The organism is Microvirga aerophila, assembly GCF_003332305.1.
In the GTDB taxonomy this organism is placed as follows: Bacteria; Pseudomonadota; Alphaproteobacteria; order Rhizobiales; family Beijerinckiaceae; genus Microvirga; species Microvirga aerophila.
This window is the reverse complement of record NZ_QOIO01000032.1, coordinates 30,462-45,538: the sequence shown is the minus strand read 5'-3', so window position 1 is coordinate 45,538 and position 15,077 is coordinate 30,462. Positions and strand designations below refer to the sequence as shown.

11 protein-coding genes are annotated in these 15,077 nt (G+C 63.0%); 7 read left to right on the top strand and 4 right to left on the bottom strand.

What is annotated here, in order from left to right:
* Positions 1 to 7: 7 nt before the first annotated feature.
* The 3 genes from DRB19_RS17780 to DRB19_RS17770 all read right to left on the bottom strand — a co-directional run bounded on the left by DRB19_RS17780 (position 8) and on the right by DRB19_RS17770 (position 4,021).
* Complete coding sequence (locus DRB19_RS17780; protein ID WP_174799965.1) at positions 8 to 808, bottom strand: ABC transporter ATP-binding protein; 801 nt, start codon at positions 806 to 808, stop codon at positions 8 to 10.
* Complete coding sequence (locus DRB19_RS17775; protein ID WP_245439620.1) at positions 805 to 2,787, bottom strand: AMP-dependent synthetase/ligase; 1,983 nt, start codon at positions 2,785 to 2,787, stop codon at positions 805 to 807. The genes DRB19_RS17780 and DRB19_RS17775 overlap by 4 nt, the downstream gene beginning before the upstream one ends.
* Before the next feature lie 388 nt (positions 2,788 to 3,175).
* On the bottom strand, positions 3,176 to 4,021 hold the full coding sequence (locus DRB19_RS17770) for a beta-keto acid cleavage family enzyme (RefSeq protein WP_114187366.1): 846 nt from the start codon (positions 4,019 to 4,021) through the stop codon (positions 3,176 to 3,178).
* 88 nt (positions 4,022 to 4,109) lie between these two features.
* On the opposite strand from DRB19_RS17770, the gene DRB19_RS17765 reads away from it, so the two are divergent.
* The 4 genes from DRB19_RS17765 (at position 4,110) to DRB19_RS17750 (ending at position 10,115) form a co-directional block, all read left to right on the top strand.
* Entirely contained in the window at positions 4,110 to 4,997 is an 888-nt protein-coding gene (locus DRB19_RS17765; protein WP_114187365.1) for a MurR/RpiR family transcriptional regulator, read from the top strand.
* Entirely contained in the window at positions 4,997 to 6,340 is a 1,344-nt protein-coding gene (locus DRB19_RS17760) for an aspartate aminotransferase family protein (RefSeq protein WP_114187364.1), read from the top strand. Before DRB19_RS17765 ends, DRB19_RS17760 begins: the two co-directional genes overlap by 1 nt.
* 96 nt (positions 6,341 to 6,436) lie before the next feature.
* Positions 6,437 to 7,411, top strand: a complete 975-nt coding sequence (locus DRB19_RS17755; protein ID WP_114187363.1) for a TAXI family TRAP transporter solute-binding subunit — start codon at positions 6,437 to 6,439, stop codon at positions 7,409 to 7,411.
* Between the two features lie 175 nt (positions 7,412 to 7,586).
* Positions 7,587 to 10,115, top strand: coding sequence for a TRAP transporter permease (locus DRB19_RS17750; RefSeq protein ID WP_373867373.1), 2,529 nt, complete (start codon positions 7,587 to 7,589; stop codon positions 10,113 to 10,115).
* Between the two features lie 57 nt (positions 10,116 to 10,172).
* On the opposite strand, the gene DRB19_RS17745 is transcribed toward DRB19_RS17750, so the two are convergent.
* On the bottom strand, positions 10,173 to 11,234 hold the full coding sequence (locus DRB19_RS17745) for a LacI family DNA-binding transcriptional regulator (RefSeq protein ID WP_162815742.1): 1,062 nt from the start codon (positions 11,232 to 11,234) through the stop codon (positions 10,173 to 10,175).
* A 262-nt stretch (positions 11,235 to 11,496) separates the two neighbouring features.
* On the opposite strand from DRB19_RS17745, the gene DRB19_RS17740 reads away from it, so the two are divergent.
* From DRB19_RS17740 to DRB19_RS17730, 3 genes are all read left to right on the top strand, one after another.
* Positions 11,497 to 13,017: a sugar ABC transporter ATP-binding protein gene (locus DRB19_RS17740; RefSeq protein WP_114187360.1), complete on the top strand. Its 1,521-nt coding sequence runs from the start codon at positions 11,497 to 11,499 to the stop codon at positions 13,015 to 13,017.
* Positions 13,014 to 14,012, top strand: coding sequence for an ABC transporter permease (locus DRB19_RS17735; RefSeq protein WP_114187359.1), 999 nt, complete (start codon positions 13,014 to 13,016; stop codon positions 14,010 to 14,012). Before DRB19_RS17740 ends, DRB19_RS17735 begins: the two co-directional genes overlap by 4 nt.
* Positions 14,013 to 14,075: 63 nt before the next feature.
* The gene (locus DRB19_RS17730; protein ID WP_114187358.1) at positions 14,076 to 15,026 is read left to right on the top strand and encodes a substrate-binding domain-containing protein; all 951 of its coding nucleotides are present in this window, start codon (positions 14,076 to 14,078) and stop codon (positions 15,024 to 15,026) included.
* Positions 15,027 to 15,077: the final 51 nt, after the last annotated feature.

The window sequence follows — 15,077 nt, the reverse complement described above, 5'->3', positions numbered from 1 at the left end:
CCGCTCCTTAATGGGCCACGCCGAGATAGGCGTCGATGACGCGCTGGTCGCGCTTCACCTCATCGGGCGTGCCATCGGCGATCTTGCGGCCGTATTCCAGCACCACCACTCGGTCGGACAGGTCCATCACGACGCCCATGTCGTGCTCGATCAGCGCGATGGTCGTGCCGAACTGCTGGTTCACCTCGAAGATGAAGCGGGACATGTCCTCCTTCTCCTCGAGGTTCATGCCGGCCATCGGCTCGTCCAGCAGCAGGAGTTCCGGCTCCATGGCGAGCGCCCGGCCCAGTTCCACACGCTTTTGCAGCCCGTATGGAAGCCGTCCCACGGGCGTCTTCCGGATGTGCTGGATCTCGAGAAAGTCGATGATGTCCTCCACCACGCGCCGGTGGGCAGCCTCCTCCTTCATCGCCGGGCCGTGGCGGAAGAGCTGCCAGAAGAAATTCGCATGCATCTTGAGGGAGCGCCCGGCCATGATGTTGTCGAGGGTCGACATGCTCTTGAACAGGGCCACGTTCTGGAACGTGCGAGCAATGCCGCCCCGGGCCGCCAGATAGGGTCGCATCTTGGGCCGTTTCACGCCCTTGAAGGTGATCTGTCCCTCGGTGGGGTAATAAAAGCCGTTGATGCAGTTGAGCATCGAGGTCTTGCCGGCGCCGTTGGGGCCGATAATGGCGCGGATCTCGCCTTTGCGGATGTCGAAGGACACATCGGACAGCGCCTTTACGCCGCCGAAGCCGAGCGACACGTTGTCGACTGCGAGTAGCACGTCCTGCTTGGCCGCAACGGGATTGTCGGGCGCTCTCATTCGGCAGCCTCCGGCAGCGATGCCGCCCATTCGGCCGGATAGAGCGTCATGTCCCTGACCTTGACCCTGGCCGAAATCACGCCCTTGCGCCCGTCCTCGAACGTCACCTCCGTGGAGATGTCCGCCTCCATCGTTCCGTTATAAAGCGCCTGGATCAGCGGATCGTAGCGTTCGGCGATGAAGCTGCGGCGGACCTTTTGGGTGCGCGTCAGCTCCCCGTCGTCGGCGTCGAGCTCCTTGTGCAGGATCAGGAAGCGCCTGATCTGCGCGCCTCCCATGCGCGGCTCCGACGCGAGGGAGCGATTGACCTCGTCCACGTGGCCTTGGATCATGTCGTAGACGAGCGGATGGCCTGCGAGTTCCTGGTAGGACGCATAAGTCACGCCGTTCCGTTCGGCCCAGTTGCTGACCGCCACGAGGTCGATGTTGATGAAGCATCCGACGAAGTCCCGCCCGTCGCCGAAACAAACCGCTTCCTTGATGTTCGGATAGAACTTCAATTTGTTCTCGATGTATTTGGGCGGGAAGAGGGAACCGTCCTGCATCTTTCCCACGTCCTTGGCCCGGTCGATGATCTTGAGATGGCCGGTCTCGTCGAAGAACCCGGCATCGCCCGAGCGCACGAAACCGTCGGGCGACTTGGTCTCGGCCGTCTTGGCATCGTCCTTGTAGTAACCGACGAAAACGCCAGGGGAGCGGTAGAGAACCTCCCCATTGTCGTCGATGCGGATCTCGACGCGCGGAGCGGGACGCCCCACGGTGTCGGCGCGGATCTCCCCATCGGGCTGCATGGTGATGTAAACGGATGCTTCGGTCTGACCGTAGAGCTGCTTCAGGTTCACGCCGATCGAGCGGTAGAACCTGAAAATTTCAGGCCCGATGGCTTCGCCGGCCGTGTAGCCGACCTTGACCCTCGTCATGCCAAAGCGGTTCCGAAGAGGCGCATAAACGAGGACATTGCCCACATGCCAAAGGAAGCGGTCCCATAGGCCGACCCCGGCCTCGCGGTTCAGGATTTTCTCCCCCACCTTGCTGGCATGATCGATGAAGAACTTGAACATGCGCCGCTTCAACGCGCTCGCATCCTCGATGCGCACCATGGTGAGGGTCAGCATGCTCTCGAAGACCCGCGGGGGCGCGAACACATAGGTCGCTCCGACCTCCCGGCGATCCTCCGCGATGGTCTCCGGATTCTCTGGACAATTGACGCACAGGCCCGAGAGGATGGCCTGTGCGTAGGAGAAGATGTGATCACCCACCCAGGCGATCGGCAGATAGGCGATGATCTCGTCCGTTTCATCGAGCTTGTCGAAGTCACAACCGATCTCCGCGGCGGCGATCACGCTGTCGAATGTCAGCATGACGCCTTTGGGACGACCTGTGGTGCCCGAGGTGTAAAGGATGATCGCAAGTTCTGAGCCCTGCCCAGCTCTCAGCTCCTGCTCGGATCTTTCCTTCTCGGATGCCTCCGCCAAACGGGTGCGGCCCTCTTCGATGACGGAGCGGATCGAATGCAGGCGGCTGTGATCGTAGTCCCTCAAACCCCGATCTTCGTCGTAGAGGATACGGCCGAGCTGTGGCATCTGGTCTGAAACGGACAGGAGTTTGTCGACCTGCTCTTGATCTTGCACCGCAGCATGAGTGACCTCGGCGTGAGCGAGCACAAAGGCCATCTCCTCCGCGACCGAATCCGCGTAGACCGGAATCGGAATCGCGCCGATCCATTGGGCGGCGATCATGGTCCAGTACAGATAGGGCCGGTTATGTCCGACCACGGCGATTCTGCCTCCGCGCTCCAGGCCAAGCGCCCGCAGCCCGCCAGCATAGGCCTGGACGGTCTCGTAGACCTCGGCCCACGTCCAGGACTGCCAGATGCCTAGGTCCTTGTGCCGGAAGGCTATCCTATGGGGACGGATGCGCGCGTTTCGTGCGAGCAGCTTTGGGAAGGTATCATCGCGCGAGCCTGCTGCCGTCGTCACCGACGTCACCTCCTGGAGCACCGCATGCCCGATCAGCACACGGTACGGCTACGTTTCCTCTGGCGCGCAGATTGATCTGCGCAAGCGCTCGTTCTCGAGCTTTATCGGGTTGCATTCTGTATCGGCTGGCGGGGATCGACAAGGGCCGACCTTGGACCCGCGACCACTACCATGGGATAATAGTTTTGCGTCTCGACCGGCTTTCGGGGCCGAGGCGCCAAAAAGAAATCCCATCACGGGAATGAGTTTTCTGTCGAACGATAGGATTCGGCAGCGCCACATCACCCGCCGAACGGGCTAGCGAGCGCCTATACGCTCCGACAAAACTCTTCGACGGAGCTCTTCTTGGCCCGAGACAGACCATCCGTTCCCACCTTGCAGCAACTCTTCAGCGCGACCAGGCGCTCCGCAGAAAGGCTGCATCCGCCAAGGCGACCCCACAGGCTTTAAGGGCCTTTGCCGTCTGGCCGACGAGTTCCGCGTTCGAGCCCGCCCTCTCGCCATTGGGGAGATCGACATTGTTTTCGAACCCGACCCGGACATTCCCACCCAAAAGAGCGGCAGCCGTCACGCATGCGGTCTCGTAGCGGCCGAAGGCGCACGTCATCCAGTCGAGGAAGACGGGCATCTCGGGCGCGATGAACGGGAGAAGGTCTGCCGGCCGCGATGTCTGACTGACCGTATAGCGGCCCAAAACATAGAGAACCGGAAGATTTTCGAATGGGATCATCCCGCGCTTCTGAAAGTCGGTGAGCCGGATGGCCTCCTCAGGAGAGTAGAGGATGATCTGGGGAGCGACGCGCTCCCGATGGAGCCAAGTCAGGAATTCCGCGAAGGCCTGCTCGGACGCCTCGTCCGGTGCGAGTTCACGCAAGGCCAGGGAAACGGCCTCCGGCCGCACCGCGCGGGTGACGGCCATTTGCTCCTCCGGCTTGTAGATCCCGAGCGCTTCGCTGGTGATCTGGATCACGAGGCGCTCTCCAACCGCTTCGCGGATCGCTGCCGTCGCCTGCGCATAAGCGTCCACGTCGAGGAGATGGCGTCCCTCGGCGTTCCGGACATGGACATGGATCATGCAGGCGCCGGCATCGAGGCACTCCACCGCCGTCCGGGCCAGCTCCTCAGGCGTCATCGGCACAGCCGGATGATCGGCCTTCGTGCGCCGGCCGCCATTCGGAGCCACCGCGATGCTGACCGGAGAGAGTTCGGATGTCGATTGTGACCGTTCGTGCATCTCAGCGCCTTTTGATCCGTCTGTTTCATCCCCAGTCAGAAATAGAACATATGTTGCATGGGCCGTAAAGCAGCCTTATCCTGCGCTCATGGATCCCGCACCCCTGGCTACTCAGATCATCGAGGCATACGACGGGATGCCGGCGCAGCTTCAGACCGCGGCCAAGTATGTTCTCGATCGGCCGGGCGACGTCGCTCTTCTGTCCATGCGCGAGCAGGCGCGGCAAGCGGGCGTGCCGCCGGCAACCATGACGCGGCTTGCGAAAAGACTGGGCCTCGACGGATACGACGCGGTCCGCGAGCTTTATGCGCAGGCCATCCGCAATGGCCGCCTCAGTTTTGCCGGTCGCGCCGGAGCCCAGGTGGCCAGCCAGAAGGCAAAGGGCGAGAAAGCCCTGGCAACGGACATCGTCGCGCGCCTCAACTCCCATATCGAACGACTCGGCGAACCGGGCACGCTCGATAGGCTTACCGATGCGGCGGCCCTGTTGGCCTCGGCCCGGAGGGTCTACTGCCTTGGTTTGCGCTCATCGCACACGGTGGCTTGGCACATGGCCTACGTTCTCTCGCTCCTCGGCGAGAAGGCCGTTTTGCTGGATTCAACAGCCGGCATGGGAATGGATCCGATCCGCTCCGCAACCGCCAAGGACGCACTGTTTGCGGTCAGCGTCGAGCCTTATACCCGCGCAACGGTCGAGGTTGCACACTACGCCCATAGGCAGGGCATCCCGATCGTGGCCGTCACCGACAGCGCCGTGTCGCCGTTAGCCCAGGTCGCACGATCAAGCATTCTCGTTTCCACGGACAGCCCATCATTCTTCCACGCGATGACACCCGTTTTCGCCGTGGGCGAGATTTTGGCGGCCCTTGTGGCCGGACGGGGCGGAGACGCCTCCCTGAAGGCGCTCCGGCAAACCGAGGATCAGCTGAATGCCTTCAATATCCACTGGTCGCCGCAGGACGGCAGGAGATTCTGATGACCCGTATTCTTCATCGTCAAATCCACAACAGCTACCCGTTGGCGGTTGGCGGCAAGGGCGTCGAAATCTTCGATGCCGACGGACGGGCCTACATCGATGCCTCCGGCGGCGCGGCGGTCTCCTGCCTCGGACATGGACACCCTTACGTGACAGCCGCTCTCCACGCACAGGCCGACAGGCTTGCCTATGCGCATACGAGCTTCTTTACCACGGAGCCTGCAGAGGCCCTGGCCGACCGTCTGATCGAGGATGCTCCTTCGGGATTGTCCCACGTCTACTTCGTATCCGGCGGATCGGAGGCGGTTGAGGCTGCCCTCAAAATGGCGCGGCAGTACTTCGTCGAGATCGGCAAGCCGGAGCGTCGGAACATCATCGCCCGCCGCCAGAGCTATCATGGCAACACCCTCGGGGCGCTTGCGACAGGCGGGAACGAGTGGCGCAGGACGCAGTTCCGTCCCCTCTTGGTCGAGACCCACCACATCGATCCGTGCTTCGCCTACCGTTACCAGCAGCCGGGAGAGACCGATCAGGATTATGCGGCGCGGGCCGCCCAGGCGCTTGAAGACAAGATCCTCGAACTGGGCCCCGAATCCGTCATGGCCTTCGTGGCCGAGACCGTGGTTGGCGCGACCGCAGGAGCCGTGCCGCCGGTCGCCGATTATCTCAAACGCGTCCGGGCAATCTGCGATCGCTACGGCGTGCTCCTCATCCTGGACGAGGTCATGTGCGGCATGGGCCGCACGGGAACGCTCCATGCCTGCGAGCAGGACGGCGTCTCACCAGACATCATGACCATCGCCAAGGGTCTCGGCGGCGGATACCAGCCCGTCGGAGCCGTGCTGTTGGGCCAGCATATCTTCGATGCATTCGCGAAGGGGACGGGCTTCTTCCAGCATGGCCACACCTATCTCGGGCACCCCATGGCCTGCGCGGCGAGCCTTGCCGTTCAAGACGTCATCCGCCGCGACGGCCTGCTCGACAACGTGAAGAGGATGGGTGCGCACCTCACCCGCCGTCTCGGCGAGCGGTTCGGCAATCACCCTAATGTTGGGGATATTCGCGGCCGCGGGCTTTTCATTGCGGTTGAACTCGTAGAAGACCGCTCGACGAAAGCGACCTTCGACCCCAAGGAGAAACTCCACGCGCGGATCAAGCGCGAGGCGATGGCTCGAGGCCTCATGGTCTATCCCATGGGGGGAACCATCGACGGAGCGCGCGGCGACCACGTACTCTTGGCTCCTCCGTTCATCATCGATGCTCCCATGGTTGACGCCATCGTAGAGCGTCTGGGCGATGCCGTGGATGCAGCGATTACGGGAGTCAAAACGAGGGCTGCTTGACGATTTGCGCAGAATAGCCTTCGAATGCGAGAAGAAAATCAATCGTTATGATTGTTCAAGCCCGGTGGAATCCGGGCCCAAAAGAGGGACGACACGATGAAGATGCTCACGAAATCCTTAACCGGAGCGGCTGTTGCCGCCCTTGCGTTCACGGCTTTTCCGGCCGAGGCCCAGCAGAAATTTGCCACCATCGGGACGGGCGGCGTGACCGGCGTGTATTATGCGGTGGGCGGTGCAGTCTGCCGTTTGGTCAACAAGGATCGCAAGACCCACGGCATCCGCTGCTCGGTGGAATCCACCGGTGGCTCGGCCTACAACGTCAACACCATCAAGGCAGGCGAGCTCGATTTCGGCCTCACCCAGTCGGATGTGCAGTTCAACTCCCTCAAGGGCATGGGAGCCTTCAAGGAAGGCGGCGCCTTCGAGGATCTGCGCGCGGTCTTCTCGGTTCACCCGGAGCCGTTCACCGTTCTGGCCCGCAAGGAAGCGAATGCCACAAAGTTCGAGGAACTGAAGGGCAAGCGCGTGAACGTGGGCAATCCGGGCTCCGGCACCCGCGCCTCCATGGAAGAGCTCCTCACCACGCTGGGCTGGAAGCTTTCCGACTTCTCGCTCGCGTCCGAGCTCAAGGCCGACGAGCACGGCCCGGCGCTGTGCGACAACAAGATCGACGCGTTCTTCTACGGCGTCGGACATCCGTCCGCCAACATCCAGGACCCGACCACCACCTGCGGCGCCAAGCTCGTGTCGATCACGGGTCCTGCGGTCGACAAGCTCCTGGCCGACAAGCCCTACTACGCCAAGGCGACGATCCCGGGCGGCCTCTATGCCAACAACCCGCAGCCGACGGAGACCTATGGCGTGCTCGCTACGATGGTAACCTCCGCCAAGGTGCCGGACGAGACGGTCTATGCGGTGACTAAGGCCGTGTTCGAGAACTTCAACGAGTTCAAGTCCCTGCACCCGGCCTTCGCGAACCTCGACCCGGCCAAGATGGTCAAGGACGGCCTCTCGGCTCCGCTGCATCCGGGCGCGGCCAAGTACTACAAGGAAAAGGGCTGGCTGCAGTAAGCTGGGCGACCAGCCTCAGGCCGAGTACAATAGGGGCGGCTGATGCCGCCCCTTACCTTATTGGGGACGAAGGAAATTTGCCATGTCGACGATTGAGAAGCCCGCCCTCGCCCCGTCCGCGGAACTGGAGCAGCTGGTGGCCGAGGCCGATACGGGAGGCCGCAAGCCCACCGGATTGACCGCAACGATCATCACGGCCGTGGCCATTGCCTGGTCGCTCTTCCAGATCTGGTACGCCTCGCCGCTTCCCTTCACGTTCGGCATCGGCATCCTGAACGACACGGAGGCGCGCGCCATTCATCTCGGCCTTGGCCTCTTCCTCGCCTTCATGGCCTATCCGGCCTTCAAGTCGTCCCCACGGGCTTATGTGCCCATCGCGGACTGGATCCTGGCGCTCGCGGGAGCCTTTGCGGGATCCTACCTGTTCCTATTCTACCGGGAGCTTGCGACGCGCCCCGGCCAGCCGATCATGATCGATCTCGTCACAGCGGGCATCGGCATCCTGCTGCTGCTGGAGGCAACGCGCCGGGCGCTCGGCCTTCCCATGGTGATCGTCGCCTCGGTGTTCATCTTCTATACGTTCGCCGGTCCGTACATGCCCGACGTGATGCTTCACAAGGGAGCGTCGATGTCGAAATTCCTTCAGCATCAATGGCTGACGACCGAAGGCGTCTTTGGCATCGCGCTCGGTGTCTCCACGAGTTTCGTGTTCCTTTTCGTCCTGTTCGGCACGCTTCTCGATAAGGCGGGCGCCGGCAACTGGATGATGCAGATCTCCATCGCGCTTCTCGGCCACCTGCGTGGCGGGCCAGCAAAAGTCGCCGTCGTGTCGTCTGCCCTCAACGGCGTCGTCTCGGGCTCCTCTGTGTCGAACGTCGTGTCGGGCGGCATCTTCACGATCCCGCTCATGAAGCGAACCGGTCTGTCCGGCGTGAAGGCCGGCGCCATCGAGGCCGCCTCCTCGATTAATGGCCAGATCATGCCGCCCGTCATGGGTGCCGCCGCCTTCCTGATGGTGGAATATGTCGGCATCCCCTATTCGGAGATCGTGAAGCACGCTCTGCTTCCTGCAATCGCCTCCTACGTGGCGCTTTTGTACATCGTGCATCTCGAGGCCCTCAAGATCGGCGCGAAGCCCATCCCGCGCGAGGCGCTGCCTGCCAAGACGCGTCTTCTGCGCACCGGCCTCGGCCTCAGCGGCTCCGTCTTGGTCCTGTGCCTCCTCTATTACGGCGTCCTGGGGGCCCAAGCCGCGTTCGGCGCGAGCGCCCCATGGATTCTCGGGGTCGCGGCGCTCGCGATCTATCTCGCGACCCTCGCCTATGCGGCGCGCTACCCCGATCTGGAGCTGGACGATCCAAACTCGCCGATCCTCATCCTTCCGCGGGCCTGGGACGTGACGCGGACGGGGCTCGACTTCCTCATCCCGCTGGTGGTCCTCCTGTGGTGCCTGATGATCGAGGAGATGTCTCCTGGGCTCTCGGCCTTCTGGGCGACCACGTCGATCATCGCCATCGTGGCAACCCGTCGTCCCCTGCTTGCCCTGTTCCGCAGGCAATCCATCGGGCAGGCCGCGCGCGCCGCGTTTGCCGATCTGGTCGATGGTCTTGCGCTCGGCGCCCGCAACATGATCGGCATCGCCATCGCGACCGCGACGGCAGGCATCGTTGTCGGCACGATCACGCTGACCGGCCTCGGTCTCATGATGACGGAAGTGGTCGAGTTCATCTCCGGCGGCAATGTCATCGTCATGCTGTGCCTGATCGCGGTCATCAGCCTGATCCTCGGCATGGGCATTCCAACCACCGCGAACTACATCCTCGTCGCGACACTCATGGCGCCCGTCGTGGTCGAGCTCGGCGCTCAGGCGGGGCTCGCGATCCCGCTTATCGCGGTCCACATGTTCGTGTTCTATTTCGGCATCATGGCGGACATCACCCCGCCGGTGGGGCTCGCGGCCTTTGCGGCGGCGGCCATCTCCCGGGAGGACCCGATCGCCACGGGATTCCAGGGCGCGCTCTATTCGTTGCGCACCGCCATTCTTCCGTTCGTCTTCATCTTCAACCCAGCCATGCTGCTCATTGGCGTCGAGAATTGGACCGACACGGCGATCGTCGTTGCGGTCAACATGGTGGCGATCCTGCTCTTCTCGGCGGCCACCATGAACTACTTCGCGACCCGCAGCCGCTTGTGGGAGAGCGCTGTTCTGCTTGTCGTGTGCTTCGCCCTGTTCCGTCCGGACTGGTGGCTCAACCAGCTCTATCCGGCAACGGTGGAACTGCCGGCACGCGAGTTGATGACGAAGGTCGCGGAGGCTCCGGCGGACCAGCGAATCGCCTTTGTGGTCGAGGGCATGAACATCGAAGGCGACGACATCCGCAAGACCGTGAGCCTGAGCCTTGGTGATCCCAAGCCGACGCCTCAGGAGCGGCTGCGCGCGGCAGGTCTGACCGTGACGGGCCTAGGAGATCAGGTGACCATCAGCAATGTGGTGTTCGGCTCCTATGCAAAACGAATCGGGCTCGAGCCGGGCTTCCAGGTCGTCTCCGTGATCCAGCCGGCTCCGGGCCGTCCGTCCCTGTTCTGGGTCTATCTTCCGGCACTCGCACTAGCGGTAGCGATCTGGTGGCTGCAGAGGCGGCGGGTCAGGTCATCAAGCGTCATAGGGGCTCCGGTCGCCGCCACAGCGAAACCGGCCACCTGACTGAAATGGAGCCAGGCAACACTTGCATGACTGCGCGAGCTTTGCCTGGTTCTGTGTTCAACGAGGCGATGAGACGCTGTTCCGCGTGATCAGGTCCGTCTTCAGCCGGATGCGCTTGGGAGTCGTGCGTCCCTGCAGCAGATCGATGAGCACGGTGGCTGCCGTCTGGCCGAGTTCCCGCCGGGGCTGGTGAATCGTCGTGAGAGCCGGTTGGGCCACGGCGGCGAATTCGATATCGTCGAAGCCCGCGACCGAGATATCTTCGGGCACCCTGACGCCCGCAGACGACAAGGTGCGGACGAGGCCGATCGCCATTTCGTCGCTCGTGCAGAAGACCGCTGTTGGGCGCTTAGCGCGGGCCAGCAGGTCCTCGCCTGCCCGCACACCGGATTCGAGGGTGTAGTCGCCTGACACGACGAGATCAGGATCGAATGGGAGGGCAGATGCGCGCAGACCGTCGCGATAGCCACGAAACCGCTCCCGCTCGAGCACGTTCTGCGCAGGGCCGCTGACATACGCGATGCTTCTGTGCCCGAGTTGGGCGAGATGCTGCGTCATCCGGCGCGCCGCGGCCCTGTTGTCGATCTCGATTTGGGGAATGTCGGCGTCGGGGATGGCCTCGCAGAGCGCCACGAGCGGGATGTTGAGCTTAGCGGCCGATCCCTTGCCGTCGCGGCTTTGCCCGAAGAGGTGGCCGTTGAGAAGAATGGCACCGTCAACGCGTCCTGCGGCCGTGAAGGCGGCGAAATGCGCTTCCTTCTCCGGTGAGCCATCGAGATCGCTGATGATCATGCCGTATCCGGCCTCGAACAAGGTCTCCTCGATCCCCCGCAGAATTTTTGAAAAGAACGTGTTGGACAGGTCCGGCAGAACCACCAGCACCATGTAGGTCTTCTGCGAGCGCAGGGACCGTGCGGCGGGGTTGGGAACGTAACCGGTCCTGGCGATGGCCTCCAGCACGCGAGCCCGCGCCTCCACGGACACCCGCTCGGGCGTTGCCAGCGCCCGGCTGACTGTCGCAGTCGAGACCTCGGCAAGTCTTGCGACGTCCTGGATCCGCACAGCCCGGGCGGGCGCATCATCTGCTTGCGCTGCGCCTGTGCGTCCAACCTCGTCCATGATCCCCTGCCCTTCGGGGCCCTGTTTGACAGATGCGCCCATTGCGGTAAAGTGGATGTAATCGATTACATCATGCGGCTGCCGGTCTTGGCAATGCCTGACGTGATCGAAAAGTCCCAGAAGAGGACTGCACCAGAGGCCGGAGGAAACAGATGCACGCTCACATTCCATTTGGCTGATTTTTGGCCGGCGCAACCGCGCCGATAAACCGCCTTCCACAGGCAGGCGGGCCGATTCCGTTCAACACGGGCCGGAGCAGCTTATGGCTTCTGTTCTTCGCGCAGATCACATTTCGAAATCCTTCGGCCCGATCGAGGTCTTGAGCGGCATTTCGCTCGACCTGCAGGCGGGCGAAGTTCATGCGGTCATCGGCGAGAACGGCGCCGGGAAATCGACCCTCATGCGTATCCTGTCGGGTCATCTGACGCCGACGAAGGGTAGTCTCCATCTCGACGGCCAGCCCATCAGTTTTTCCGGCCCGGTGGAGGCCGAGGGCAAGGGGATCGTCCTGGTCCACCAGGAAATCCTGCTCGCCCAAGACCTCACCGTTGCACAAAACCTTTTCCTCGGGCGCGAATTGCGGCGCTACGGCTTTGTCGATGACAGGGCCATGCGGGAACGGACCCGCGCGGTTCTTGACGAACTCGGCGTTTCCATCGATCCGGACCGGGTTGTGGGCCGCCTGTCGATTGCGGACCGCCAGCTCGTTCAGATCGCCCGCGCGTTGCTCGTCCCGCACAAGGTGGTGGCCTTCGACGAACCAACGGCCGTGCTGACCCCGATCGAGGCCGAAAGCCTTTTCCAGATCATCCGCCGCCTGCGGTCCCAAGGAGTGGCGGTTCTCTACATTTCTCACCGCCTCAACGAGGTGAAGGTGGTCGCCGACCGTGTCACCGTGCTGCGCGACGGCCGCCTGATCACGACCCGTGACATCGAGGGACTTGAGCCCCTCGAAATGGCCCGGCTAATGGTGGGGCGCGACATGTCCAAACTCTACCCGGAAAAACCCGCAACCGCCTCCGATCAGACGATCCTGACGGTTCGGGACATGAGCGTGCCCGGCTACGTGGAGAACGCATCCTTTAAGCTGCGGCGCGGCGAGATCCTCGGGTTCGGCGGCCTGATCGGCGCGGGCCGCACCGAGCTGTTCGAGGGCCTGGTGGGCCTGCGTCCGAGCCAGGGCGCGGTGACCCTCGACGGCACCAAGGTTCATTTCAGCGACGCCCGGGAGGCCATGGCGGCAGGCGTCGTCTATTTGTCGGAAGACCGCAAGGGCAAGGGCCTGCTGCTGCAACAGAACCTGCGCGTGAACCTGACGCTCGCGGCGTTGGAGAAGTTCACCCGAGGCTCCTTCATCGACGTGGCCGGCGAGGAGCGGACCCTCGACGAGGCCATCAAGGATTTCGACATCCGGACGCGGCGGCGCGATCTTCTGGCGGGGCAGCTCTCCGGCGGCAACCAGCAGAAGCTCCTCTTAGCCAAGATGATGCTGATCGAGCCCCGCATCGTCATCATCGACGAGCCCACGCGCGGCGTCGATATCGGCACCAAGGAACAGATCTATCGCTTCATTGCGTCCCTGGCCGAGCAGGGCCGCTCCGTCATCGTGATCTCGTCCGAGATGCAGGAGCTGATCGGCCTGTGTCATCGGGTCGTCGTGATGCGCAACGGACAGGTCGCCGGAGAGGTCGAGCAGGCCGATCTTTCGGAGGATGCGATCGTCTATCTCGCAACTGGTGTTCATGAGGAAAGGGCGGCGGAAATCGCCGCGGGCCACGTATGACGGAAACCGCGCTTCGCACCGACGCCTCAAGGCGCAAGTTCAGCCTGGATATGCGAGCCCTCTCGCCTTTCCTGGCCCTTATCGTGCTCGCCATCGCGGGCGCACTCATCAATCCGGATTTCCTGACGGCTTCGAACATTCTCAACGTGGTCACCCGTTCGGCCTTCATCGCCATCATCGCGGTGGGCGCGACCTTCGTGATCTCCGGCGGCGGCCTCGACCTTTCGGTCGGCTCCATGGCGGCGCTGGTGGCAGGCGTCATGATCCTGACCCTGAACTGGCTCGGTGCTCCGGGCGTGAGCACCCTTGCGCTCGGCATGCTCGTGGCGGTTTCCCTCGGCGCGGCCTGCGGCTTGGCGAACGGGCTCATCGTCACCTTCGGGCGCATCGAACCCTTCATTGTGACCCTCGGCACCATGGGCATCTTCCGCTCGCTGGTAATCTGGCTGGCGGCGGGCGGTACCATCACCATGCGCAATTCCGAATTGCGCGAGCTTTATCGACCTGTCTATTTCGGCGACATCGCGGGCGTTCCCGTCCCGATCATCGCGTTCGTGGTCGTCGCCGCCATCGGAGCGCTCATCCTCTACAAGACGTCGTTCGGCCGGCACGTGATCGCCCTTGGCTCCAATGAGGACGTGGCGCGCTATTCTGGCGTTCCGATCTGGCGCGTGCGCACCCTTACCTATGTGATCCAGGGCATCTGCGTCGGCATCGCCATTCTGATCTACGTGCCGCGCCTCGGCTCGGCGACGCCCACCACCGGCCTGCTCTGGGAGCTGCAGGCGATCACCGCCGTGGTGATCGGCGGAACAGCCCTTAGAGGTGGCCTCGGCCGGGTTTGGGGCACGGTGGCCGGCGCCATCATTCTGGAACTTGTCGCCAACATCATGGTGCTGTCGAACTTCGTCTCCGAGTTTCTCGTGGGCGCGGTGCAGGGCGCCATTATCATTATCGCCATGCTCGTGCAGCGCTCTCTTCAGCGCGGGCGATGAAGCCGGTGCGAGCCCGCCGGAACCGAGAAGGGCTCGATCAACAAACCCCTCAGGGAGGAATACATGAGAGGAACGGCACTGAAACTGGCAACCGCGGCAGGCCTTCTGGCAGGGCTGACCACGGCCGCTCTGGCCCAACAGAAGAGCGTGACCATCGGCGTCTCGATTCCGGCCGCCACCCATGGCTGGACCGGCGGCGTGGTCTATCACGCCCAGGAAACCGCCAAGGCGCTGGAAAAGGCCTATCCGGGCCTCAAGGTCGTGGTGAAGACATCTCCGGACGGCGCGTCGCAGGCAAACGCCCTTGACGATCTGTCCGCCCAGAAGATCGACGCCCTCGTGGTCCTGCCGTTCAACTCGGACGAGCTCACCAATCCGGTGAACGAGGTCAAGAAGCGCGGCACGTTCATTACGGTGGTCGACCGTGGCCTGAAAGATCCGTCGATCCAGGACATCTATGTGGCCGGCAACAACCCGGAATTCGGCCGCGTCGCCGGCAAGTATTTCGTCGATAACCTGAAGCAGGGCAACGTAGTGATCTTCCGCGGCATCCCGACCGTGATCGACGAGGAGCGCGTCACGAACTTCGAGAAAGCCCTCCAAGGCTCGGGCGTGAAGGTGATCGACAAGCAATACGCCAACTGGAACCGGGACGACGCCTTCCGGGTGATGCAGGACTACCTGTCCAAGCACCCGAAGATCGACGCGGTCTGGGCCTCGGACGACGACATGGCGCTGGGCGTCATGGAAGCCATCCGGCAGGCGAAGCGCGACGACGTCAAGTTCGTCCTCGGCGGCGCCGGCATGAAGGACATCGTCAAGCGCGTCATGGACGGCGACAAGATGACCCCGGCCAACGTGTCGTATCCGCCGGCGATGATCTCCACCGCCATGTACGTGACGGCGGGCCAGTTCTTCGCCAATGCGCCCATGCGCGGCACCTACGTGATCAACGCCGAGCTGATCACGAAGGACAACGCGAAGAACCACTACTTCCCGAACTCACCGTTCTAAGCTCCGAAGTCTCTCGCCCTTCCCGACCGGGAGGGGCGAGGACAACGGTAA